This is a genomic window from Bittarella massiliensis (ex Durand et al. 2017) (assembly GCF_001486165.1).
GTDB lineage: Bacteria > Bacillota > Clostridia > Oscillospirales > Ruminococcaceae > Bittarella > Bittarella massiliensis.
Genome location: NZ_LN908976.1, coordinates 427,444 through 451,167 on the forward strand (window position 1 = coordinate 427,444; position 23,724 = coordinate 451,167).

Annotated in this window: 19 protein-coding genes; 1 reads left to right on the forward strand and 18 read right to left on the reverse strand. The window is 64.1% G+C overall.

What is annotated here, in order from left to right; translation table 11 throughout:
• Nucleotides 1-27: 27 nt before the first annotated feature.
• From BN3266_RS05560 to BN3266_RS05620, 13 genes are all read right to left on the reverse strand, one after another.
• Nucleotides 28-1,221, reverse strand: coding sequence for a M20 metallopeptidase family protein (locus BN3266_RS05560; protein ID WP_059004363.1), 1,194 nt, complete (start codon nt 1,219-1,221; stop codon nt 28-30).
• 52 nt (nt 1,222-1,273) lie between these two features.
• Entirely contained in the window at nt 1,274-2,434 is a 1,161-nt protein-coding gene (gene alr, locus BN3266_RS05565; protein ID WP_242861722.1) for an alanine racemase, read from the reverse strand.
• A 161-nt stretch (nt 2,435-2,595) separates the two neighbouring features.
• A complete protein-coding gene (locus BN3266_RS05570) occupies nt 2,596-3,243 on the reverse strand; it encodes a hypothetical protein (protein ID WP_059004365.1) in 648 nt (215 codons plus the stop codon).
• A gap of 157 nt (nt 3,244-3,400) precedes the next feature.
• Nucleotides 3,401-4,129 carry a helix-turn-helix domain-containing protein gene (locus BN3266_RS05575; RefSeq protein ID WP_059004366.1) on the reverse strand — a complete coding sequence of 243 codons (729 nt, stop codon included), beginning with the start codon at nt 4,127-4,129 and terminating at the stop codon, nt 3,401-3,403.
• A 156-nt stretch (nt 4,130-4,285) separates the two neighbouring features.
• Nucleotides 4,286-5,086, reverse strand: coding sequence for an RnfABCDGE type electron transport complex subunit B (locus BN3266_RS05580; RefSeq protein ID WP_059004367.1), 801 nt, complete (start codon nt 5,084-5,086; stop codon nt 4,286-4,288).
• Nucleotides 5,087-5,100: 14 nt separating this feature from the next.
• Nucleotides 5,101-5,691, reverse strand: coding sequence for an electron transport complex subunit RsxA (rsxA, locus tag BN3266_RS05585; RefSeq protein ID WP_021658088.1), 591 nt, complete (start codon nt 5,689-5,691; stop codon nt 5,101-5,103).
• Nucleotides 5,691-6,404, reverse strand: coding sequence for an electron transport complex subunit RsxE (gene rsxE / locus BN3266_RS05590; RefSeq protein ID WP_021658089.1), 714 nt, complete (start codon nt 6,402-6,404; stop codon nt 5,691-5,693). Before rsxE ends, rsxA begins: the two co-directional genes overlap by 1 nt.
• Nucleotides 6,404-6,946, reverse strand: coding sequence for an RnfABCDGE type electron transport complex subunit G (locus BN3266_RS05595; protein ID WP_021658090.1), 543 nt, complete (start codon nt 6,944-6,946; stop codon nt 6,404-6,406). The genes rsxE and BN3266_RS05595 overlap by 1 nt, the downstream gene beginning before the upstream one ends.
• A gap of 2 nt (nt 6,947-6,948) precedes the next feature.
• Nucleotides 6,949-7,914 (reverse strand): RnfABCDGE type electron transport complex subunit D, encoded by a 966-nt coding sequence (locus BN3266_RS05600; RefSeq protein WP_044991745.1) that lies wholly within the window; start codon nt 7,912-7,914, stop codon nt 6,949-6,951.
• 18 nt (nt 7,915-7,932) lie between these two features.
• Complete coding sequence (rsxC, locus tag BN3266_RS05605) at nt 7,933-9,267, reverse strand: electron transport complex subunit RsxC (protein ID WP_059004368.1); 1,335 nt, start codon at nt 9,265-9,267, stop codon at nt 7,933-7,935.
• 391 nt (nt 9,268-9,658) lie between these two features.
• The gene (locus BN3266_RS05610; protein ID WP_021658094.1) at nt 9,659-11,122 is read right to left on the reverse strand and encodes an amidohydrolase; all 1,464 of its coding nucleotides are present in this window, start codon (nt 11,120-11,122) and stop codon (nt 9,659-9,661) included.
• Between the two features lie 258 nt (nt 11,123-11,380).
• Nucleotides 11,381-13,603, reverse strand: coding sequence for a bifunctional metallophosphatase/5'-nucleotidase (locus tag BN3266_RS05615; protein ID WP_059004369.1), 2,223 nt, complete (start codon nt 13,601-13,603; stop codon nt 11,381-11,383).
• Between the two features lie 416 nt (nt 13,604-14,019).
• Nucleotides 14,020-15,399, reverse strand: coding sequence for a glycine--tRNA ligase (locus BN3266_RS05620; protein ID WP_059004370.1), 1,380 nt, complete (start codon nt 15,397-15,399; stop codon nt 14,020-14,022).
• A 278-nt stretch (nt 15,400-15,677) separates the two neighbouring features.
• Here BN3266_RS05620 and BN3266_RS05625 point away from each other — a divergent pair, with 278 nt between their 5' ends.
• Nucleotides 15,678-17,039, forward strand: a complete 1,362-nt coding sequence (locus BN3266_RS05625; protein WP_059004371.1) for a hypothetical protein — start codon at nt 15,678-15,680, stop codon at nt 17,037-17,039.
• A gap of 98 nt (nt 17,040-17,137) precedes the next feature.
• Here the strand turns inward: BN3266_RS05625 and BN3266_RS05630 are convergent, their stop codons facing one another.
• The 5 genes from BN3266_RS05630 to BN3266_RS05650 form a co-directional block, all read right to left on the reverse strand.
• Entirely contained in the window at nt 17,138-17,917 is a 780-nt protein-coding gene (locus BN3266_RS05630) for a LytR/AlgR family response regulator transcription factor (RefSeq protein WP_059004372.1), read from the reverse strand.
• An 87-nt stretch (nt 17,918-18,004) separates the two neighbouring features.
• Nucleotides 18,005-19,297: a sensor histidine kinase gene (locus BN3266_RS05635; RefSeq protein ID WP_059004373.1), complete on the reverse strand. Its 1,293-nt coding sequence runs from the start codon at nt 19,295-19,297 to the stop codon at nt 18,005-18,007.
• A gap of 137 nt (nt 19,298-19,434) precedes the next feature.
• The gene (locus BN3266_RS05640) at nt 19,435-20,382 is read right to left on the reverse strand and encodes a diguanylate cyclase domain-containing protein (protein ID WP_059004374.1); all 948 of its coding nucleotides are present in this window, start codon (nt 20,380-20,382) and stop codon (nt 19,435-19,437) included.
• 272 nt (nt 20,383-20,654) lie between these two features.
• Entirely contained in the window at nt 20,655-22,400 is a 1,746-nt protein-coding gene (locus BN3266_RS05645; protein ID WP_059004375.1) for a hypothetical protein, read from the reverse strand.
• A 354-nt stretch (nt 22,401-22,754) separates the two neighbouring features.
• The gene (locus BN3266_RS05650; RefSeq protein WP_044991752.1) at nt 22,755-23,579 is read right to left on the reverse strand and encodes a tyrosine-type recombinase/integrase; all 825 of its coding nucleotides are present in this window, start codon (nt 23,577-23,579) and stop codon (nt 22,755-22,757) included.
• Nucleotides 23,580-23,724: the final 145 nt, after the last annotated feature.

Consider the following 23,724-nt stretch of genomic DNA (forward strand, 5'->3'; position numbering starts at 1 on the left):
TCTCCTTACTGTGGCAGTCGCCGCCGCCTAGCCCCGCAGAAAGTCGAGGGCGTAGCGGCTGGTGGCCTCGACCCCCATGAGCAGGCAGTCGGGGTCCACCTCAAAGCGGGGGTGGTGGTGGTCGGCGGTGTAGCCGGCCTCTTCGTTTTTGCAGCCCAAAAAGGCAAAGACCCCGGGGCAGTGGCGGGTGTAGATGGCAAAGGTCTCCGAGGCGTACCAGGGGTCGGTGTCCTGCAGGGCCTCGGCCCCCAACTGGTCGCTCAGGGCCCTGGTGGCCAGGGCCGAGCAGGCGGGGTCGGTCTCGGCGATGTTCTCGCCGAAGATGTAGCCAAAGCGCTCGACCTCGCAGCCAAAGACCTTGGCGGTGTCCTCGGTGACCTGCTTGATGATCTCCTGGCAGCGGCGGCCGGTCTCCACCTCAAAGTAGCGGATGCTGCCCCAGAACTCGCAGGTCTCGGGGATGATGTTGGGCTTGGTGCCCGACTGGATGATGCCGATGGACAGGGGCACCACCTTGGTCACGTCCCGCATGTTGACCCAGGCGCTCTGCAGGTTTTGCAGGATGGCGGAGGTGACGAAGATGGGGTTTTTGCAGAGGTCGGGGCGGGAGCTGTGGCCCCCCTTGCCGTGCACCTTGAAGGCAAACTGGCCAAAGCCCGCCATCCGCTGGCCGGGGGTGACGCTGATCTTGCCGGTCTCCAGCTTGGCGTAGACGTGGATGGCCCAGGCCCCGTCCAGGTGGATGTCGGCAAAGTAGGCCTCCATCTCGTCGCAGACGCCGCCGTTCTCCTCCGCCTCTTCAAAGACAATATAGAGTTTGCCCGACAGCTCCTCCTCCATCCCCTTGAGGACCCGGCAGGCCCCCAGCAGCATGGCGGTGTGGGCGTCGTGGCCGCAGGCGTGGCAGACGCCGGGATTTTCCGACACCGCCGCCTTGGGCCGGCGGTCGTTCTGGGGCTCCTCGTCCAGGGGCAGGGCGTCCATGTCGGCCCGCAGCAGCAGGGTCTTGCCCGGGCGGCCGGTGTCCCAAAAGGCGACGATGGAGTGCGTCCCCACCCGCTCCCAGGCAAAGCCCAGCCGCTCCAGCTCGGCCTGGACAAAGCGCGAGGTGCGCTCGGTCTTCATGCTCAACTCCGGGTGGCGGTGCAGGTCCAAAAAGGTCTCTTTGACAAAGGGCAGGTTCTCCTCGGCCAGGGTCTTGACAGCGGTTTTCAGCTCCATAAGCGGCCTCCTTTTATACATTCCGTTGTATTTTAATTCGATTATACTTTTTTTAGCAGATGTAGTCCAACACGTCGACCACCTGTCCCCCCCGCAGGTAGATGCGCTGGACCCGGCGGCCCAGGATACAGGTCAGCTCGTAGGGGATGGTGCCGCAGGTCTCGGCCAACTGGGCGGCGGTGAGACCGTCCTCCTCGGCGCCAAACAAAATGGCCTCGTCCCCCCGGCAGACGCCGGGGATGTGGGAGACGTCGACCATCATCTGGTCCATGCAGACCCGGCCCAACACCGGCGCGATCTGGCCGTGAAGGACCACCGATCCCTTGGAGGAGAGGGCCCGCTGGTAGCCGTCGGCATACCCCACCGCCAGGGTGGCGATGCGGGTGGGCCGCTGGGTCTCATAGGTGTTGCCGTAGCTGACAAACTCCCCCGGGGCCACCGTCTTGACCAGGGTCACCACCGTTTTCAGGCGCATGGCCGGGCGCAGGGGGATGCGCTCGTTTTTGCAGGGGGCGATGCCGTAGAGGATGATCCCCGGGCGCACCATGTCCAGGTGAAACGCCGGCCAGTTGAGGGTGCCCGCCGAGTTGCAGCAGTGGCGCAGGGGGAAGGTGATTCCCCGCCCTTCCAGGGCTTCGACCACCTCCATAAAGCGGCGGTACTGCAGCCGGGTGTGCTCCTCCGGGGCCGTTCCCTCCTCGTCCGCCACCGAAAAGTGGGTGAAGATCCCCTCCGCCCGCAGGTGGGGCAGGGCGGTGACCTGGGCGATCTCCTCCACCGCCTGGGGGCCAAAAAAGCCCAGGCGGCTCATCCCCGAATCCACCTTTATGTGGATGTCCAGCCGCTCCTCCCCGCCGGCCAGGGCCTGCTCCAACTCCCTGGCGTAGTCCAGGGAGAAGACCGTCTGGGCGATGCGGTGGCGCACCAAGTCGCCCACGCACTCCACCGGGGTGAAGCCCAAAATCAGGATGGGGCGGTGGATCCCCCCCTCCCGCAGGGAGATGGCCTCGGTCAGGGTGGAGACGGCGAACCAGTCGGCCCCCTGGGATTGCAGGGCTGCGGCCGTCTCCGCGTCGCCGTGGCCGTAGGCGTCGGCCTTGACCACCGCCATCAGCTTGGTCTGGGGCCCCAGCAGGGACCGGATGGCGCGGTAGTTTTCTTCAATGGCATCCAGGTCGATTTCGGCCCAGGTGCGCTTGATCTGTCTCTTCACAGCATCTTCTCCCATCACACAGCCGTCTAGCAGGCAAAACGCTTGCAAGCCGCTTTTATTATAGCCCCTTTGCCCCGGTTCGTAAAGGCGAAAAAGCGCGGCAAAACGGGCCGCCCGGCCCCGCGGCGGCGGGGGGCGGGCGGCCCATTCAAGACCTGGTGTTACCCCGCCAGCGCGCCGGAGAGGGTGCGGGGATAGATGTCGGGCGAGCTGTCGTAGTAGTGCAGCCCCTCCAGTTCCAGCGGCAACTGCCGCCGGAAGGCATGGGCGTTTCGCCCCAGTCCCAGCCGGTCGGCCGCCGCGTCCCGGGCGTCGCGCTGGGCCTGGGTGGAGGACCTTTTGCTGGGATAGCCGTAGTCCACCTCTGCCTGCAGCTCGTAAAAGAGCTGCAATCTGCCGTCTTTGTTCCAGAAATCCACCGTCAGCTCCCCCGTCTGCTCAAACCGAAGCTGACCCGACAGCCGGTAGCTGGGCTTTTCGTCGGTCACGACAAAGTGTTCGCCCGATCGGCAGGAGTGGACCAGCACCGGGATCTCCATCTCCACCGCCAGGTAGGTGGGGTCGGCCACATCCCGGGCGGCGATCACCTTCCAGAGAAAGACCCCCTCCTCCTTGCAGGTGGACTGGTGGCGGAAAATGGCCTCGGGCGGCAGGGCCAGCTCCTGTCCCGCCTCCTCCACCCGCAGGTAGGGCGGCGCGGAGGAGACCGGGGTCACCCCCTCCTCTCCCCCTGTGCCCCCTCTGCAGCCGGTCAGGGCGACCGCCATCCCCACTGCCAACAAAAAGATGGGCCAACGCATCCGTTTCACCGCTGTCTTCCTCCCCTCTGGACAGGGCAGCCATACACTGCCGCGCATTATACCTTTCTATACACAGTATAGCGCATCGCGCAGTACATGCCTAGTGTCAAAATGGGCAAAGAGGGGGGCAAAAAACAGGCAGCTTGCACAGGGTGGACATCCCCTCTCAGTCGTAGCTGTTTTGGTAGATGTCCCAAAAGCTGGTGAGCATCCGCCCCTGGGCGGCCACCCGCTCCTCCCCAGTGTCGATCTGCCAGCCGTAGATGCCGTAACTCTGCAGGGTGAAGCGGGAGAGGGGGAGCAGGTGGTACTCCTTGCGGAGGTAGGCCGCCGCGTCGCTGCAGTCGGACGAGACCTTTTTCAGGGCGGCGGAGGGGTTTTGAAAGACCGGCCGTCCCCGCTCATCCAGCCCCATGGCGTAGGCGGAGTGAGGGGGGAACCGCTCCTCCCACCGGCTGGTGTCCCCCGCGCTCCAACTTGCCGGCGGGGAGAAGTAGTGGAGCGCCTGGGGGTAGGGGGCCACGCAGGTGCGGTAAAACAGGACGGCCAGGCAGAGGGAGGCGAGCAGGAGCAGACCGCTGGCCAGCAGCAGCGCCCGGCGCTGGCGGCGGCGGCGGGCCAGCTCCCGCTGGGAGAGGGCGAGGGCGCTCTCCACCGCCTCCTCCACCTCGGGGGCGGGGCACTCCCGCCGCTCCCCCCGCAGCAGTTCGGCCACCGACACCCCCAGTTGCCCCGCCAGGGGTTCCAGCAGGGCCACGTCGGGCAGGCTCAGCCCCCGCTCCCACTTGGAGACCGCCTTGTCGGTGACCCCCACTCGCTCGCCCAGCTCCCGTTGGGTGAGGCCCGCCTCCCGGCGGCACCGCGCCACAAACTGTCCAAAGCGCACACTGTCCATCTTCCCCGCTCCCTTCCTTTTCTCCACCATAGCACAGGCGGGGGCAAACTGGCAATCGACCGGCAGTCGAGGGAACTCTCCCCGGCCTTCCGCCCCTGGAAAAGGGCAGAAAAGAGGCGCCGCCCGGCGGGCAGCGCCTCTTTTGGCAATCAAAAATCAGTCGGCCAGGATGCGGGTGATGGCCCCGGTGGGGCACTCGCCGATGCACTTGCCGCAGTCGATGCAGACGGCGGGGTCCACCACCGCCAGGTTCTCCTCCATGTGGATGGCCTCCACCGGGCAGGTGCGGGCGCACTTCTGGCAGCCGATGCAGCCCACGTCGCAGCCCTTGCGGGTGACGCCGCCCTTTTGGTGGTTGCGGCAGAGGACATAGGCCGAGGCCTTGGAGTCGTCCACCAGCTGAATCAGGTGGTTGGGGCAGCGCTTGACGCAGGCCCCGCAGCCGGTGCAGAGCTCCCTGTCCACCACCGCGACCCCGTCCTGCACCGAGAGGGCGCCGAACATGCAGGCGGAGACGCAGTCCCCGTGGCCCAGGCAGCCGTCGGGGCAGACCCAGTCGCCGGCGAAGAAGCGGTTGGCCGCGTGGCAGGTGGAGATGCCCTGATAGGTCATCTTGGTGCGGGTGTGCTGGGCGTTGCCCCGGCAGGCGACAATGGCCACCCGCTTGGCGACCGCGCCGGAGGAGCGGCCGGTGATCCCGGCGATCTCCTCGGCGGTCTTGGCCCCGCCGGGCACACAGAGATTGCCCTCGGCCTGACCTGCGGCCACCGCCTTGGCGTACTCATCGCAGCCGGCGTAGCCGCAGGCGCCGCAGTTGGCCCCCGGCAGGGCCTCGCGGACGCGCTCCACCGTCTCGTCGGTCTTGACCTCCATGATTTTGGAGAAGGCCACCAGGATGATGGCGGCGGCCAGCCCCAGGCCGGTGACCACCATGACCCCGTTGAGCAGGATATTCATTCTCTCAGCCCCCCTTACTTAAACATGTTCTCCGCCAGACCGGCGAAGCCCATGAAGGACAGGGAGACCAGCGAAGCGGCCACCAGGGTGATGGGGAGCCCCTGAAAGGCCTTGGGGACATCGCAGCTCTCCAGTTTGCGGCGGACCCCGGCGAAGAGCACCAGGGCCAGCATAAAGCCGACGCCCGCGCCGACGCCGTTGACCACCGACTCCCAAAAGCCGTACTTGTTGTCCACGTTGAGCATGGTCACCCCCAGCACCGCGCAGTTGGTGGTGATGAGGGGCAGGTAGATGCCCAGGGCCTTGTGCAGGCTGGGGATATAGCGCTTGAGGATGATCTCCACCAGCTGCACCAGGGCGGCGATGACCAGGATGAACACCAGGGTGTTCATGTACTCCAGGTTCATCTGCTCCAGCAGGTAGTGCTGGATGGGCCAGGTGGCCGCCGAGGCCAGACCCATGACGAAGATGACGGCGCCGCTCATCCCCAGGGCGGAATCCATCTTTTTGGAGACCCCCAGGAAGGGGCAGCAGCCCAGGAATTTGGAGAGGACGAAGTTGTCCACCAGGATGGCGCTGACCAAAATGACAAAGATCTGTTTCATCAGTTCTCGCCCTCCTCTCTCTTCTCGATCTCACCGCAGATCTCCTTGTTGGCGCAGCCCGCACAGCCGGCGCAGCCGTCCATCTTGCCCACGGCGGGCTTGCCGGTCTTCTTCTCGGTGATCTTGTTGGCCAGGGCCATCAGGCAGCCGAAGAGGAAGAAACCGCCCGGGGCCAGCTTCATGATCCCCATGGGGGTGATGAGGTCGGCGGTGAGGGCGATGCCAAACCAGGTGCCGCTGCCGATGATTTCGCGGATAGAGCCCATGATCACCAGCACCACCGTAAAGCCGACGCCCATTCCCAGGCCGTCGAGAACCGAGTCCAGCGGCCCGTGTTTCGAGGCGAACATCTCGGCCCTGCCGAGGATGATGCAGTTGACCACGATCAGGGGCAGGAAGATGCCCAGCGCCTTGTCCAAATCGGGGGCAAAGGCCTTGACGATCAGCTGTACCATGGTCACGAAACCGGCGATCACGGTGATGTAGGCGGGGATGCGCACCTGTTTGGGGATGAAGTTGCGCAGCAGGGAGATGACCAGGTTGGAGCCGATGAGGACCACGGTGGCGGCAATGCCCATCCCCAGGCCGTTGGCCGCCATGGTGGTGACGGCCATGGTCGGGCAGGTGCCCAGCACCAGCCGCAGGACCGGATTTTCTTTTAAGAGGCCGTTGGTGAGGTTTTTCAGGTGGCCTCCCTTTTTCTGTTCTGCCATCAGTTTGCCCCTCCTTTCACCATCTCGTAGACGCTCAGGGCGTTTTGGACGCTGTCGCGCACCGCGGTGGAGGAGAAGGTGGCCCCGGTGAGGGTGGCCACGTCGGCCACGCTCCCCTGTTTGCCGGAGAACTTGCCCCAGAAGCTCTCCTCCTCGACCCGCTTGCCAAGGCCCGGGGTCTCTTCGTTGTCCATCACCTTGATGCGGGTGATGGCGCCGTCCGCGCCGATGCCCACCATCACCGGCACCTGGCCGGCGTAGCCCTTCTGGGAGGCGGAGATCACAAAGCCCGCGTCGCCGGCGCTGTACACCTCGGTGACGCCCAGGGCCTCCATCTCGGGGGTGAGTTCGATCTTCTCAAAGTCGGCCGCGTCGGGCAGCACTTCCCGGCGGCCGGCGTTGGCCACCGCGTCCAGGTTGTCCTGGATCTTCTTTTCCGTCAGCATGTTGACCCCTCCCAGGGCCAGGGAGACCACCAGGCAGATGATGGTCAGGGAGAGGATCGGCCAGACGATCTCTCGAAAGGTGTTTTTCTTCTCCATTCCTACTTGCCACCTCCAAACACTCTGTGCCGGGTCAGCCGGTCGATCTGGGGGGAGAGGATGTTCATCAAGATGATGGAGTAGCTGACCCCCTCGGCGCTGGAGCCGAATAGGCGAATGAGCACGGTGATCAGCCCGCAGCCGATGCCGAAGATCAGCTTGCCCCCGTTGGTCATGGGGCTGGTGGAGTAGTCGGTGGCCATGAAGATGGCCCCCAGCATCACCCCGCCGGAGAGGATCTGCTGCAGGGGGTTGGCCCCGGCCACAGCGGTGAGGGCAAAGACGGTGCCGATGAAGCTCAGGGGGATGATGGGGTTAATGACCCGGCGGACCACCAGGTAGACCCCGCCCAGGATCAGCGCCAGGGCGCAGGTCTCGCCCAGCACGCCGGGCTGGTTGCCCAAAAAGAGGTCCAGGTTGCTGGGCAGCTTCTCCCAGGTGCCGTTGGCAAACATGTTCTTGATGGCCACCAGGGGGGTGGCGCTGGCCATGGTCTGCACCCCGGCCTTAAAGTAAAAGGCGTTGGGGTAGGCGGTCATGGCCGAGGTGAAGGAGAGGGCCAGGACGATCCGCCCGCCGATGGCCGGGTTGACGAAGTTCTGCCCCAGGCCGCCAAAGAGCTGCTTGACCACGACGATGGCCACGAAGCAGCCGATGACCGCCATCCAGATGGGGAGGGTGGCCGGCAGGTTGAAGGCCAGCAGGATGCCGGTGATGACGGCGGTGAAGTCCCCCACCGTCTGCTGTTTTTTCATCAGCAGGTTCCAGAGATACTCAAAGCCCACGCAGGAGACGATGCAGACCGCGATCAGGATCAGCGCCTTGGTGCCGAAGAGGACGCCGGAGGCGACGATTGCCGGGATCAGGGCGATGACCACGTCCCGCATCACCGAGGAGGTGGTGCGCTTGTCCCGCAGGTGGGGCGATGAGGAAACGATGAGTTTGTTTTCGGTTGTTTGGGTGTTCAAGTTGTCTCCTCCCCCTCTCTATTTCTTCTTGTCGGCGCGGTAGTCGCGCAGGTTGGCCTTGGCCTCCCGCATGGCCTGGGTCACCGGCCGCTTGGAGGGGCAGACAAAGGAGCAGCAGCCGCACTCCATGCAGGCGTCCACCTGCAGCCGGGCCACCTCTTCCAGGTCGTTTACCTTGTTGGCCTCGTAGATCTGCGGGGGCATCAGCCCCATGGGGCAGGCGTCGGCGCAGCGGCCGCACTTCATGCAGGCCAGCACCGCCTGGCTCTTGACATACTTGTCCCCCAAAAAGAGGAGGCCGTTGGTGTTTTTGGCCACGTTGTAGGCGTCGGTGTAGACGCACATCCCCATCATCGGGCCGCCCAGCAAGATCTTCTTGGGCTCCTCGACATAGCCGCCGCAGAAGGCCGCCACGTCGGCGATGGAGGCGCCCACCGGCGCCAGCACGTTTTTGGGGGTCTTGATGCAGTCGCCGTCCACGGTGATCCGCTTCTCCACCAGGGGCATGCCGGTCTTTAAATAGCGGGCGATAAAGGCCACGGTGGAGATGTTGAGCACCACCACCCCCACGTCGGCCGGCAGCTTGCCCTTGGGGATGACCCGGCCGGTGAGCTCGTTGACGATCACCTTCTCCGCCCCCTGGGGGTAGCGGGTGACCAGGGTGCGCACCTGGATGCGCTCGTCCCCCTCGGCCTTCTGGGTCAGGGCGGCGATGGCCTCGGGCTTGTTGCTCTCGATGCCGATGAGGGCGGTGCGGATGCCCAGGTACTTCTGCACCAGCCGCACCCCCTCCAGCACGTCGTCGCCGTGCTCCAGGCACTCGCGGTAGTCGGCGGTGAGGAAGGGCTCGCACTCGGCCCCGTTGACAATCAGGGTGTCGATGGCCTCGGGGTTCGGGGGAGCGAGTTTGACATAGGTGGGGAAGCCCGCACCCCCCAGGCCGATGAGACCCGACTCCCGCACGGCGGCCAAAAAGCTCTCCCGGTCGCGCACCTCCGGGGGGGCGATGGCGGGGTCCGGGGTCTGGGCCCCGTCGGCCTGAATGACCACCGCCTTGGCGCGGATAGAGTTGGGCAGGATGAACTCCTCAATGGCGCTCACCTTGCCCGAGACGCTGGCGTGGACGACGGAGGCAAGTCCCCCTTCTGTCCGCCCGATGACGGTGCCCACAAACACCTCCTGCCCCGGCTTGACCGCGGGCTCACAGGGTTTGCCCACGTGCTGCGCCAGGTGGATGCGGACGGTTTTGGGGACCGGCATTGCCTCGGTGGCGCACCCGCTGGTGTTCTTGAAGTGCCCCGGCAAAACGCCGCCCCTGGTTTTTTTGAACGCGTTCTTACCAAACGAAAACACAGATTGTACCCTCCCGTACTGACCGCGTCGGCGCGCGCAGACCCCGGCGGCAAAAACGCCGGACAGGCTGCGCGCAAAAAGGGGGCAAAGCCCCATTCCCCGCCGGTTTCACGGTTTATTTACAATTGGATATTATAGCATTTCCCCGCGCCGCTGTACACCAATTTGCTGTCGAATTGGGAAAACCACGAAAAGTGCAAAGGGTTTCTGTGCAATTTGTGGCAGGTGCACAGAACTCTTGTTAAAAGTTTGTCGGAGTGTATAAATTTTCCCTATCGATAAAAAACGGATGGATACTCGCTCCGCCCGGGCAAGCATCCCTTCTGAACAGAGAACAGCGCCCCCACCGGCCGGCGGGGGCGCAAAAACTCTGCTCTGTGGGACAGTCGGTTTAGAGGCCCGCCTCTTTTGCCCGCTGGGCCACCCCTTCGGGGATGGGGGGCAGCACGTCGTCGGGGGCGGGGCAGTTGTAGCCGCCGCCGGTCTCGGCCACCAGCTCTTCTCTGGCCTTGGCCGTCACCTCGGGGCAGTCGATGACCTTGGCCGCCGTCAGGGCCAGCACCTCGCCGGCCTTTAGGTACCCCTTCTCGCCGATGGAGGAGCCGGTCTGCCCGGTGACCTGCCAGGTGTGGGGGGTGGTGCCGATGCAGAAGCCCGCGATCATGGCCTGGGCGGTGGGGGTCACGTAGCTCACGTCCCCCACGTCGGTGGAACCGGCGACAGGGGTGGCGTTGAGGTCCAGGGGGTCGACGGTGTCATTGAGCGGGGCGGCCACGATCTCCTTGGCCCGCTCCTCGCCGTAGCGCTTGACCAGGCCACTGACCACCTGCTGGCGGCTCCCCTCGTCAAAGGAGGCAAAGAACTTGGCTGCCAGCTCCCTGTCTGCCCCGTCGAATGCAGGGGCGCCCAGCTCCGCCAGGGAGTCGTAGAGGAGCTTGGTCATGGTGGGGTTGGGGATGTAATCGCTCATCCCCGACTGGATCTCGCAGACGCACTCGGTGCCGCAGATGAGGGCGGCGCCCTTGGCGATGTCCTTCACCCGCGCCAGGATCTCCTGGACCTGGGCGCTCTTGGGGGCGCGCAGGAAGTAGTGGACGCAGGCGTGGTCCTGCACCACGTTGGGGGAGGTGCCGCCCACGTCCAGGTAGGCGTAGTGCATCCGCGCCTCGGGGATGACGTGCTCGCGCAGGTAGTTGACCCCCACGTTCATGATCTCGCAGCTGTCCAGGGCGCTTCTCCCCGCGTGGGGGGCGGCCGCCGCGTGGGCGGTGCGGCCGAAGAACTTGAACTTTACGCTGACGTTGGCCAGGGAGCTGAAGGTCCAGGCGGCGTTGTTGTCAAAGGGGTGCCAGGTGAGGGCGCAGTCCAGATCGTCGTACAGGCCGGCGCGGGCCATAAAGGTCTTGCCCCAGCCGTTTTCCTCGGCCGGGCAGCCGTAGAGGCGGACGGTGCCGCTCTTCCCGGTCGCGTCCAGGTAGTCCTTGATCGCCACGGCCGCCGCCGCGGAACCGGTGCCCAGGGCGCTGTGGCCGCAGCCGTGGCCGCCCTCCTGCCCGGGGATGGGGTCTTTGGTGGGGCAGCCGGGCTGCTGGCTGAGCTGGGAGAGGGCGTCGTACTCGGCCAGGATGCCGATGACCGGCTTTCCGCTGCCGTAGCTGGCCACAAAGGCGGTGGGGATGCCGGCCACCCCGGTCTCCACCGCAAAGCCTTCGGCCGCCATAAAGTCCCGCAGGGCCAGGGCGGACTGGACCTCTTCGTAGCCCAGCTCGGCGCTCTCCCAAATCCTTTTGTGCAGTTCCCGCAGGGCAGACGCCCGCTTGGCCACCGCCTCTTTGACAATGTTCTTCGCTTCCATTCTCGCAAACCTCCTCGCGCATTCGGCCCCGTCGGGCGGGGCAGATGGATCTCTTTCCCCCATTGTATCACCCCCGGGGCGCCGGGAGGAAGGGACGGCGGCCCCTTTCTTCCAACTTTGGACGGATGACCAGGAACCGCGCTATTTTTTGGCGCTTTTCACAAGGCATACCCCCCCAAAGGCAAAGGGAACCGACGCCCCCGCCCACTGGCGGGGATCGCCGGCCCCCTTTAAAAGGTGTGCCCGGTCTTGCGAGAACTAGCGGCGCTTTTTGCGCAGCAGGAAGGCGGTGATGGCCGCCCCGGAGAGGGCGACGGCCACGGCCGCCGGGCGGAAGGCGTCGCCGGTGTTGACGCTGGGATCGCCGGCGGGCTTCTCCTCCTCGCCCTGGTTGTTCTGTTCGCCCTGGCTGCCCTCCTCGCCAGAGGGTTCGTCCTTGTCGGCGGGGATGGCGCTCTCGCTCTCCACCACGGCCGAGAGGATGCCCGCGTAGTTGTCCAGGTAGAAGAGGGTCTCCTCCACTGCGCCCTCCTTAAAGATGGTCACCTCGTGGGGGCCGTTGGAGAGGGTGAGGGCGAACTGGCCCTTGTCGTTGGTCTTGTAGGCCTTGGCCTCGCCGCCGTCGATGCGCACCTGGAAGGTGGCGCCGGCCGCCCGCTCCCCCGCGCCGAGGGCGGTGATGGACACCTGGTAGCTCTCGGCGGTGTAGCCGCCGCCGATGGCCCGGATCCGGCCGCCGTTGACCGGCACCCGGATGCCGTCCTTATTTTCCGGCTGGGCGCTCAGGTGCTCCAGATAGCGCACGAAGATCCCCTTCTCCCCGTCGCCGCTGCCGATCTTGGTGTAGGCGTCGTCCTCGGTGAGGCCCCAGAAGCCGTCGCCGCCGCCCAGGTTGTAGGTGCCGCTGGTGACCACGATCGACTTCACGTCGTCGTTTCGGTCGAGGACGGTGCCGTCCTCCAGCTTGATTTCGGTGACCCGCTGACCCTCCTGGGTCTTGCGGCCGGCCTTGGTGCCGTCGGGCTTGGTGTACTCCTGGTAGGCGATGGCGGGCTTGGAGAGGTCATAGGTGTAGGTGAAGCCCGAGGGGATCAAAAAGTGGCCGTGGCCGCCGCTGATCTGCCCGGTGGCGGCATCCTGCGAGGTGACGCTGCTGACCCCGACCTCCACCATGTCGTAGAGGGTCTTGGGGCTGATGGCCACATAGATGACCGGCGAGTCGCTCCAGGGGAGGATCTGGTAGACGTTCTCCATGGTGATCTCCCCGGCGGGGATGGTGGCCCGCACGTTGCCGCTGCAGATATAGCCGATATAGTTGTAGTCCTTGTAGGCGGCGTTGGCCGAGAGGGCCTCCTTCGCCTCCCACCGGCGGCTGTCGGCCACCAGGTCGTAGAGGTTTGCCTCGGTGGTGCCGGAGACGCTGTACTCGGTGTCCACCACATTGCCCTGCTCGTCCAGGGTGCGGGCCTGGATCTTGCTGGCGTAGAGGGTGGACTGGGTGTTGCCCACCTTCTGGGTCTTGCTGGCCTCCTGCATGGCCTTGACCTTGTCGATGGCCGCCTGGCAGGTGGGGTCGGGCTGGATCCCCTCGGCCTCAACGGTGGCCTTGTTGATCCGCCCGGTGCTCACGCCGGTGAGGTCGTGGCCGTTAAAGGTCAACGTCAGCTTGCCCAGGTTGGCCAGGGTGCTGCCGGAGGAGACGATGAGGGTGTCGCCGACCTTCTCCGATTTTCCCTCCAGCATGTCCTGGTGGGTGTGACCGTCAATGATGACGTCGATCTTGCCGGCCCCCGCCTCGGCGATGGCCTTGGAGGAGTATTTCTCCTCGGTGGACCAGCCGCAGTGGGCCAGACAGACGATGGCGTCGATGTCCGTCTCCTTGGTGTCGATGAGGTTTAGGATGCGGGTGGTCTCGGCCTTGACGTCCAGGAAGTCCAGCCCCTTGAGCTTGTCGGGAGAGGCCAGACTGGAGGTCTCGGGGGAGATCATCCCGAAGATGGCGATCTTGTGGCCCCCCACCGGCTCGACGATGTAGTCGCGCACCAGCTCATTTTTGAGCTCCTGGTTGGAGCCGTTGCCAAACTGCAGGTTGCCCGCCAGAACGGGGAAGTTGGCGGTCTTGACATTTTCCAGCAGGGTCTCCTGGGGGTAGTCAAACTCGTGGTTGCCCAGCACCATGGCGTCGTACCCGGCGGCGTTCATCAGCTCAAAGACGCTCTTGCCCTTGGTGAGCATGGAGAAGGGTTGCCCTTGGGTGGCGTCGCCCGCGTCCAGCAGCAGGCTGTTGGGGGTGCTCTTTTTGATGGTCGTGACGTGGGCCAGGTTGAAGGCGTCGCTGATCATCGAGGCGTGCATGTCGTTGGTGTGGTAGATGGTGACGGTGTCCGGCTCCGCCGCGAGGGCAGGCGCCCCCACCGCCATGGTCAGCACCAGCGCCCCCGACAGGAGCGAGGCCAGTGCCCGTTTGAGCGTTCGGTTCATTTCTTCCTCCCCTTTTCGCTGCAAGCAGCGATGATAAATTATAGATTTTCTTTCGGCAGATGATTTTGTAATTTGCGCACAAAAAAGCTGGTCTGCCATTGGCAAACCAGCCCAGTTTTTTCAAAAAAATAGGATATTTCGTTGCTGAAAGAAAAATTATACGTATTTTATCACAAAAGGGATGGAAGAAGTGTTCTTTTGTTGCAGTCGAAATGACAATCTTTCCCTCGCAAAATTATTCACCCTGTATAATTTTCGCCTGTTTGTAGACGTATTTTCTCGCATATTTGGCAAAATGGACAGAACATTTCCCTTTTGGCCTTCCAAAACCATCTCCCTTTTTCGCAAAAAGAGGCGGCCCCTCTCCCAAAAGGGAGGGGCCGCCTCTATCCCTTCGCCCGGGGGGCGACGGCGATCTAGAATTGGATCTTTTCCTCGATGTATCGCTCCAGCTGGTCGATGGCGATCCGCTCCTGGGCCATGGTGTCCCGGTCGCGGACAGTGACGCAGCCGTCCTGCTCGCTCTCAAAGTCGTAGGTGATGCAGAAGGGGGTGCCGATCTCGTCCTGGCGGCGGTAGCGCTTGCCGATGGAGCCGGCGTCGTCGTAGTCCACCATGAACTTTCCGGCCAACTGCTCGCGCACCTTGCCGGCCTGCTCGCCCAGCTTTTTGGACAGGGGCAGAACGGCCGCCTTGAAGGGGGCCAGGGCGGGGTGGAAGTGCATGACCACCCGGCTGTCCTTCTCCCCCACCTGCTCCTCGTCGTAGGCCTCGCAGAGGAAGGCCAGGGCCACCCGGTCGGCGCCGAGGGAGGGCTCCACCACGTAGGGGATGTAGCGCTCATTCGCCTCCTGGTCGAAGTAGCTCAAATCCTTGCCGCTGTGGTTTTGGTGCTGGGTCAGGTCGTAGTCGGTGCGGTCGGCGATCCCCCACAGCTCGCCCCAGCCAAAGGGGAAGAGGTACTCGATGTCGGTGGTGGCCTTGGAGTAGAAGGACAGCTCCTCCTGCTCGTGGTCGCGCAGCCGCATGTTCTCCTCCCTCATCCCCAGGTTCAGCAGCCAGTTTTTGCAGTAGTCCTTCCAGTAGTAAAACCAGTCCAGATCGGTGCCGGGCTTGCAGAAGAACTCGCACTCCATCTGCTCAAATTCCCGGATGCGGAAGATGAAGTTGCCGGGGGTGATCTCGTTGCGGAAGCTCTTGCCCACCTGGCAGACGCCGAAGGGCAGCTTTTTGCGGGTGGTCCTGGCGATGTTGGCGAAGTTGACAAAGATGCCCTGGGCGGTCTCGGGGCGGAGGTAGATCTCGTTTTTCGAGTCCTCGGTGACCCCCTGGTAGGTCTTGTACATCAGGTTGAACTTGCGGATGTCGGTGAAGTTTTCCCCCCCGCAGTTGGGGCACTTGATGTGGTTGTCGGCGATGAACTGCAGCATCTTCTCCTCCGACCAGCCGTCGGCCGACTCGCCGGTGAAGTCCTCGATGAGCTTGTCCGCCCGGTGGCGGCTCTTGCAGTCCTTGCAGTCCATCAGGGGGTCAGAAAAGCCCCCCACGTGGCCGGAGGCGACCCAGGTCTCGGGGTTCATGAGGATGGCCGAGTCCAGCCCCACGTTGTAGGGGCTCTCCTGCACGAACTTCTTCCACCAGGCCCGCTTCAGGTTGTTTTTGAACTCCACCCCCAGAGGGCCGTAGTCCCAGGCGTTGGCCAGGCCGCCGTAGATCTCCGACCCGGGGTAGACAAAGCCCCTGCTCTTGCAGAGAGAGACCACCTTGTCCATGCTCTTTTCACTGTTTTGCAGCATTGCAAATCCTCCCATTTTCCAGCCCCTGGGGCCAGACTTCTTGTTTCGCCGGCCCTGCGGCCGCGGTCGGTCTCGCAGGCGGCGGTGCGCCCATCCGACAAAGCCCCCGGCGAAGCGGGGGCAGTACGCTTCCTATTGTAAAGTCTGGCCGCGCAGAAGTCAAGGCGGAAAGCCCGCCGCCGAGGCCCTTTCGCCAAAGTTTGAAGGCCCCGATTGCGCCGCCGCCGTTTCCGTGGTAGAGTAGAGAAAAATCGCAGTGGAAAGGGCAGGCGATCCTCTTGAAAAACAGCGGTATTCACGGCGTTCGGCGGCGGGTGGGCGACCCCTCCCCCACCCTGGAGCGCGTCTGCGACAGCGCCGGGCTCACAGCCCGGGTGGGCGTGGGCGGACAGCGGGTGCAAAACGACTTTGACCAGATCCTCCCCTGGGGCGGCTTTCGCCGCTGCAACCTGGGCCCCGACGGCCGGGTGCGCGCCTATTTCGGTGAGCCCGGCTACCGAAGCGACGGCGAGGGGGGCCAGGTGATGGTGGAGATCCCTCGCTTCTATCAGCTCCACCTGGAGAGGGAGGGCTGGGAGTACTGGCTGGTCAGCCCCTGCCGGCAGGAGGGGTTTCGCCTCTCGCCGGCCTTTCTCGACGCGCGGGGGCAGCCGCTGGAGCACATCTACATCGGCGCCTATCTCTGCGCCCCCGACGGGCGGGGCGGGGTGGTCAGTGCCGCGGGCCGGTACGGCCGCATCCGCACCGACCGCCCCACCTGGCGGGGCCTCTGCCGCAACCTGGGCCCCCGCTGGGGGATGATGGACGCGGTCTTCCTCTGCGACGTGCTGCAACTGCTCTTCACCGTGGAGTTTGCCACCCTCAACTCCCAGTCGGTGATGACCGGGCTGACCGACCTGCCATACAGCGCCGAATCCCCCCTGCTCCTGTCCGAGCAGGCGGCCAACCGCGCCGTGGTGGCGGAGGGGTATGCCCGGCAGTTTCGCCCCGGCCAGGGGATCGCCCTGGGCTGGGCGCTGGGGGACAACCGGGTGGTTCCCCACGCCGCAGTCACCGGCGTCACCCCCCTGGGCGGGGGACGGGCCGCCGTCTCCTTTGACGGCCCGCCCGCCGACTTGGAGGCGGGGATGCTCCTCTACTCCTCCCTCTGGATAAACGGGGGCGCCGACGGGGTGGCCGCCTCCTCCGGCGCGGCCTTTGCCGACGCGCAGGGGCAAGCCCCCATCCTCTGGCGGGGGATCGAAAACCCCTACGGCAACATCTGGGAGTGGATCGACGGGGTCAACATCCTCGACCTGCGCCCCTATGTCTGCACCGACCCGGGCGCTTACAGCGACTGCTCCATCACCGGCGCCTACCGGATGGTGAACTACTGCGACAGCCCCACCGACGAGTCCCCCATCGTCGCCTGGGGGGAGGACCCCCGCCTCCCCTTTGCCCGCTTCCCCACCCGCTCGGGGGAGGACGGCGGCCCGGAGCGCTACTGCGGCGACTTCTACTGGCAGCGGCCGGGGCTGCGGGCGGTCATCTTCGGCGGCAGCTGGTACAACGGCCGCCGGGCGGGGATCTACTGCTTCAGCGGCTGGAGCGCGCCGGAGATGATCCACGTCAACACCGGCGCCCGCCTCCTCTACCGGTGAGGAGCGGACAAAAAGCCGGGTTTCCCCATCGCCCCCCTCTCCGCCAAAAGGCAAAAAAGGCCCGTGAGCGCGCTGCGCCCGCGGGCCTTTTTTCTCTGTCAAACCGTCGCTTCTCCGGCGGGACCCGCAAAGACAAAGGGGCCCCGGCGGCGACTCTTCTGCGCGAGAAAGCGGATATAGCTGCTCTTGACCGCGCTGAAATTCTTTCTGGGGATGGGGATGAGCGAGCCGTCGCCCATCACAAAGGCGTTGGAGGTGAGCTGGCGCACCCAGCTCATGTTCACCACATAGGACTTGTGGGGGTGGAGAAAGTCCTCGTTTTCCAGGAGGACGGCCACCGCCTGCTCAAAGGGGACGCGGATGTGCAGGGAGGGCAGCGTCTCACCGTTTTCCAGGTGAAAATAGAGGATGTGGTTGCGGTACTCCACATAGAGGATCTCGCTCTGGTAGACCGCCGTGAGCCCCGCCTTGCTCTTAAAGGCAAACTGGGGGGCGCTGCCGGTCTGCCGCCAGGTGCGAAGGGCGTCCAGCAGGGAAAAGAGGGTCTGCCTCTCCACCGGTTTGAGCAGGTACTGAAAGGCGCTCACCCCATAGGCCTCCAGCGCAAAGTCGCGGGAGGAGGTCAGGTAGACCAGCGCCGCCTCCCAGTCGGTCCGGCGGATCTCCTCCCCCAGACGGATGCCGTCCACCTCCGGCATCAACACGTCCAGGAGGTAGAGGTCGTAGCGCGCCCCGCCCTGGATCTCGCCCAACAGCTGGGCGGAGGAGCCGTACCGGCACAGCTCCATCTCGCAGCCGCGCTCCCACCGGTACTGAGAGAAGCTCTCTTCCAGCGCGCGCAACTGCTCCTGGTCGTCGTCGCAGATGGCGATCTTCACCCTGTCACCCCCTCTTTTCGCCCGCGCCGATGCGCGGGTGGTTGCAGCCATTGTACCACAAGCGGGGCACCGGCACAAATGCGCCCGCTAGCGCCCCCCCATCTGAAAGAGCAGCCGCAGTACGAACCAGCCCCCCTCGGCGCTGCTGTCGAGCAGGATGCCGTACTTGCGGGCAAAGGCGATCATGCTCTTGGTGCCGACGCCGTGCTCCTCCCCCTCGGGGAGGGGGAGGTCTGTCTTGGGGTCAATGGCGATCTCCCCCCGGTAGGTGTTGGCGATCTCCAGCAAAAAGCTGTCCCCCACCACCTGGCCGCTGAGCACGATGCTGCGCTGGGTCCCCTCGGGCATCTTCTGGCAGGCGTGCAGGGCGTTTTCCGCCGCGTTGGCCAGCACCACCGCCAACTCCAACTCCTCTGCGGGCAGGGGGTCGGGGAACTCCAGCGCCGAGCGGACGGCGATCCCCTCCTCCTCGGCCCGCCGCAGGTACCCCATAAGGGCGGCGTTGACGGTGAGATTCTTGCAGTAGCAGTGCACGGCCGTGCTCTTTGACACCTGTTCGTCCAGGTCGTTTACGATCTGCCGCGCCTCCTGATAGCGCCCGCCCCGCAGGTGCTCGTCGGCGATCTGCAGGTAGTGGCGCAGGTCGTGCCGGTAGATGCGGATGCGGTCCTCACTGCTCAAAATGGCCTGTTCCTGGGCCTTCATCACCTCGACCTGGGCCATCAAGATCTGGTTGGCCCGCTCCTGTTCCAACTGCATCCGCAGCTGGCGGAAAAAGAGGAGCAGCAGCACATAGGTGGCCATCATGGCGCAGACCACCATCAGCACAACGGCCGTGCCCTCCCCGCGGTAGAGGGAGAGGCGCGCCGAATCCGCCAGCAGGTCAAAAATCTCGCAGTAGAGAAAGGGGATGGCGGTGAGGAGGAGCCAGAGGCGGCGAAACCGCTCCTGGATCAGGAAAAACTGCTCCTGAAACACCCGGGCGATGGCCGTCAGCAGGACCAGGTGCAGGGCCAGTTCCAGCGGTATCTCCACCCAGGGGCTCAAAAAGCGCTTCCATATCTCCCCGATCACCCCCACCCCCATCATGATCGAGCAGATGGTCACCACCGTAAAAATGGTTCGCGCGTCCCGGTATTTGGCGTAAAACAGGGACAGCAGGACCACCGGCAACACGATGATCAGCGCGCTGAAGGTCATGACGAAGGCCCGGCCCTTGTAGAGATACAGGGAGAGGCTGAGCAAAAAAATCGCCAAACTCCCCGCCGTCAGCACCGCCACCGCCCGCTTTCCCGAAAAGCGGCTGGGCACGAGCAGATAGATGTAAAAGGCGATGATCAGATAGTTCAGCCAGTTGGACAGCTGTTCCGGCTGGTTCACAAAAGGGCCTCCTTCTCCCCCCGCCCGCGGCGCTGTGGGGGCACTGATTGTTTGGTCAAAGGAACGGGCGCACACCGCCCGGTGAAAAAACGACCTGCGCCGCGTGCAGGCCGTTTGTTCAGTTGCGCGCCGGGGCATCACTCCCCGCCGCGGCGAAAGCAGACCTGATTTCGGCCGCCCTTCTTGGCCGTGTAGAGGGCCTCGTCCGCCCGCTGCCAGAGGGTCTCGTAATCCGCCCCGTCCCGCGGACACTGGGAGATGCCGATGCTGACGGTGATGGGGCGGCCCGCCTGCAGCGCCTGCTGGCTCTCCTCCCAATCCCCTTTAAAGCGGGCCAACAGCCTCTCGAGCGCCGCCTGCGGCATCTCGCCCGGCAGGTAGACGACAAATTCGTCTCCCCCCACCCGGCCCGCCACCGCCTGTGAAAAGGCGCTCTTGACGCTCTGCGCCAGCGAAATCAGCACCTTGTCCCCAAAGGGGTGGCCAAGGCTGTCGTTGATGTCCTTAAAGTGGTCGATGTCCAGCACCAGCAGCCAGCCCTGGGGGCCGTTGCCGATGAGCCGGCTGGCCGTCTCCGTCAAATACAGGCGGTTGAGCAGCCCTGTCAGCGAGTCGTGGCGCAGGTTGTAGATGATCTGCTGGCCGGTCTGCTCCACCATTCGGTGGGGGAAGAACTCGTCCTGGGTCTGGTTGGGGTCGGGGACCGACTGGTGGACGTGGACGAGCTTCCAGCCCCCATCCCCCTTGCGCAGCACCACGGTAAAGCGAAAGTGCAGGTCGTAGGGGATGCCGTCGCCGGTGCTCTCCCGCACCACCAGCTCCCCTATCACCAGGCAGCACCCGTCCGAGAGGGCGGTCGTCTGATACCACTGGTCCTTGATGAGGAAGGTGCCGTTCCACTCCCCGCTCTCCCGCGCCATGGCCGCCTCAAATGCCTGGACATTGCGGCTGACCTCGTGCGCCCCGGTGCCGATGACGCTGAGCGCGGGGTCCACGACCTCTGCAAGAAAGTCATAGCGGCGCTCCTCCAGATACTGGTGCCAGAGAAACCGGCAAAACTCCTCCGGTGTTTGGGGACCGTTCATCTTCGCCCTCCTTTCACTGCCGCCACCGCGGGCAGGCGTTTGTCATTTGCCTTATTTTATCAGGAAATCGCCCTCATTAAAAGGGGGCGCTGCAAATTTACAGCGCCCTTTTATGGGGGAAAATCATCCATCGGGCAGGCCTGTCAAACAACGGCCGCCCGTCTGCCGCAGGGCGCTGTTCGGCACCCCGCCCAGCCCGGCACCTCCCTTCCGCCGCCCAAACAAAAAAGGGGCGCCCGGCGGTCCGGCCGCGGGCGCTCCCTTAAATGGCGCTATTTGTTGTATTTTCTCTTCTTGCCGTAGACGGCGGCGCCGGTCAGCCCTGCGGTGGATACCAGCAGGAGGGTGACCCACAGCCCAACGCTGCCAAAGTCGCCGGTCTGCGCCGTGTCGGACTTTTCATCCTCGGCGCCCGCTTCACCGGTGGCCGGGATCTCCACAGCCGCCTTCTTGAAGCCGCAGACAGTGCACGCCTCGTACTTGCTCCCCTTCTCGGTGGCGGTGGCTTCCTTTTCGACCACCCATTTGAAGGTGTGCTCGGCCGCCTCGACCTTTTCGCCGCAGACGGTGCACAGGTGCCAGTGCTGGTTGCCGTCAGAGACCCACTCAGCACCTGCGGAGTGGCCGACGGCCTTCACCACAGTGTCCGCCTGGGCGATCTCTTTGGTCAGCTCTTTGTCGCCAAAGTACTTCCCGCAGTCAGCACAGTACCAGTAGGCGATATTGCCATCCTCGGTACAGGTGGGCGCTTTTTCCGCAACAGCAGTGACGGCCCCATGGGTGGTGACAGGGGTGTCGGTGACCGGCACGTCATTGACGGTGACATTGCCACTGCCGGTGTTGGTGACGGCGACCTGGTCCAGGCCGGTCAGGTCCGCATCGCCGCACAGAACGGTCACCTTGTCGCCCTTGGCGGCCTTTTCGTTGAGGGTCTCGTTGATTTCGGCAGCGGTGCCGATGTAGGTCTTGCCGGTGGAGTTCAGAGAGGCGGCAACGGCGCTCTGCACGGCGTAGTCCGCCGCGTCGGGAGAGGTGAAGGTGCCGGCAGAAATGCTGGTGTCGTAGTAGTCGTCCATGAGGGCGCTATCAAATTCGCCGGTGTAGTCGCCGCCCTTGATGGCGACCGAACCGCCCGCTCCAGAGCCCTGGCCGTAGGAGAACAGCTTGGCGCTGGTGGCCTGCTCGTCCACCACAAAGGTGCCGCCCGAAATGGCCAACTGGCCTTTGGCGTGGTCGCCCCAACTGCCGTTGGAGACGACGCAGGCGACATCGCCGCTGGCGGTGAAGGTGCCGCCATAGATGTTGGCGATGTTCCAGTTTTGCACCACAGCCCCCTCATAGGTCGGGCAGCTGAACGCGCCGTCGTAGATGTTCAGAACGCCGCCCTCGTCGTTTTTGACGGGGTTGTAGCCGGCACTGGTAAAGGAACCGCCGTTGATGGTCAGCGTCGGGCTGGCGCTGTTGGCGCCCTCCACGTAGTTGTTGCGCTCGTTGGGCTTGGCCGCAGCATAAGAGGAGTAGCCGTTCTCAATCAAGCTGGAAACGGTGTCGACGGTGGTCTTTACGGTGACGCCCTTGTTGATGGTCATCTCGCCGTGGTTGCAGATGGTGTACCACTGGTTGGCGCTGCGGGTGTAGTACCCGCCGGACAGGGTGGTCTTGCCGCTGTTGAACACCGCGGCATAGCCCTTTACCGCCGCCTGCACCTTGCCGCCGCCCACCGAGTCGATCACCTCGAGGGTGGCACCGGCGCTCACGTAGATGGCGTCCTTGTCCTTGGCGGTCAGGGTCTTGCCGTTCAGGTCCAGGGTGACAGTGACCCCCGTCGGAACGACGACGCTCTGCTCGATGTCCGCCCCGAGTTTGACTGTGCCGCCGCTCTGGACAGCACTGGTTAGCTCGTCCGCCGTGGAAACCGTCGCCTCTGCCGCAAATGCGGTGACGCTGCCCATGGATATGGCCAGCGCCGCACACAGCGCCAGGGACAAGAGTTTCTTTGGCATCTTTACTTTGCCCATATGTATGCCTCCTTTTTATTCTTCAAGAGAACCTGTTGGCGGCTCCCATTGAATTCCCCACCAAATTGCCACATAATCTGCATTATGTGCGCACCTGGAGAAAATAGGGAGCATGGACATTGCCCATCGGCCCCGCAAAAGGGCATTCGCAGCAGGACCGACAGCTATCTGCGCGCAGCAAATCAAACCTCCCGAAAAAGAGGATCGGAAGGTCTCTTTCTGACGCCTGTATCTGTAAAATATCCACGGGGCCCTTGACTGTGGCAGGAAGAGAATGGTAATATGAATTAAAAGTTAAAAAAGTTTTCGGTTGACACCCACTACATAATGCAGATTATGTAGTTTTTTTTGTTTTTAAAGCACCAGTTTTAGGGCGTCCATCCGCTGGCGGTGTTCTCTGCCGGAGGAGATGATGTAGATGCGGGTGGTGTTGATGTTGGAGTGTCCCAAAATATCGGCCAGTTTCGCCAGATCCCGGTCGACGGCATAAAAGCAGCGCGCAAACAGGTGCCGCAGGTTGTGCGGAAAGACCTTGCTGCGCTCCACCCCAGCCTCTGCACAGAGCGATTTCATCATCCGCCAGATGCTCGAGCGGTCCAGCGGCCGCCCCGTGCGGGTGATGAATACCGGGCCGCTCTTGATCCCCTGCCGGCGCAGATAGCACTGCAGCCTCCTCCGCAGTTTTCCCGTCAGCAAGATCACCCGGGTCTTCCCCTTGAGCTGGAGGACCGCCTCCCCCCTCTCCACCGCCTCGGCGGTGATGCTGTGCAGTTCCGACACGCGGATACCCGTGGCGCAGATCGTCTGCATCAGCAGCGAGAGCCTGTCGCCACGCCGGGTCTCCGCCGCGCGGACCAGGCGCAGGTATTCGGCCTTTGACAGCTCCCTTTCTCTGGAGCAAAAGGCCTGTCGCTGGATTTTCAGCTGTTTCACCCGCAGGTCGTGTCTGCCCAAAAACGAGAAAAAGCCGTTGAGCGCCGCCAGCTTTGCGTTGACGCTGGCTGGCTGATACACCTCCTGCAGGTGCCTCTTGTAGCCGATCACCCGCTCCTTGGTGAGCTCCCGCCCCGACAGCCAGCGGAGGAATGCCTCGATGTCCCGGCGGTACTGCCCGCGGGTGGCAGGGCTTCTCTCCCCCCACTCTAGATGCTCTATATACCCTTCGACTGCTTTCCACATGTCGCCATCCCCTTGTCTCTCTGCAAATTCCTTCCTTTTGACCCGTTTGTCCACCTGTTTGATTGTAGGGGATTTTGTCGAATTTTGCGTACAGGTAAATGATGGAAAATTCTTTATGAAAAGCGGTTTTTCCCTCATCTCCAGG

What these genes read in the sequence shown, in the direction of transcription:
- rsxA (WP_021658088.1), bottom strand. Translation starts at nt 5,691, where the DNA reads ATGAAACAGATCTTTGTCATTTTGGTCAGCGCCATCCTGGTGGACAAC.
- BN3266_RS05575 (WP_059004366.1), bottom strand. Translation starts at nt 4,129, where the DNA reads ATGGACAGTGTGCGCTTTGGACAGTTTGTGGCGCGGTGCCGCCGGGAG.
- BN3266_RS05610 (WP_021658094.1), bottom strand. Translation starts at nt 11,122, where the DNA reads ATGGAAGCGAAGAACATTGTCAAAGAGGCGGTGGCCAAGCGGGCGTCT.
- BN3266_RS05650 (WP_044991752.1), bottom strand. Translation starts at nt 23,579, where the DNA reads ATGTGGAAAGCAGTCGAAGGGTATATAGAGCATCTAGAGTGGGGGGAG.
- rsxE (WP_021658089.1), bottom strand. Translation starts at nt 6,404, where the DNA reads ATGGCAGAACAGAAAAAGGGAGGCCACCTGAAAAACCTCACCAACGGC.
- BN3266_RS05595 (WP_021658090.1), bottom strand. Translation starts at nt 6,946, where the DNA reads ATGGAGAAGAAAAACACCTTTCGAGAGATCGTCTGGCCGATCCTCTCC.
- BN3266_RS05620 (WP_059004370.1), bottom strand. Translation starts at nt 15,399, where the DNA reads ATGCTGCAAAACAGTGAAAAGAGCATGGACAAGGTGGTCTCTCTCTGC.
- BN3266_RS05560 (WP_059004363.1), bottom strand. Translation starts at nt 1,221, where the DNA reads ATGGAGCTGAAAACCGCTGTCAAGACCCTGGCCGAGGAGAACCTGCCC.
- BN3266_RS05615 (WP_059004369.1), bottom strand. Translation starts at nt 13,603, where the DNA reads ATGAACCGAACGCTCAAACGGGCACTGGCCTCGCTCCTGTCGGGGGCG.
- BN3266_RS05645 (WP_059004375.1), bottom strand. Translation starts at nt 22,400, where the DNA reads ATGGGCAAAGTAAAGATGCCAAAGAAACTCTTGTCCCTGGCGCTGTGT.
- BN3266_RS05580 (WP_059004367.1), bottom strand. Translation starts at nt 5,086, where the DNA reads ATGAATATCCTGCTCAACGGGGTCATGGTGGTCACCGGCCTGGGGCTG.
- BN3266_RS05640 (WP_059004374.1), bottom strand. Translation starts at nt 20,382, where the DNA reads ATGAACGGTCCCCAAACACCGGAGGAGTTTTGCCGGTTTCTCTGGCAC.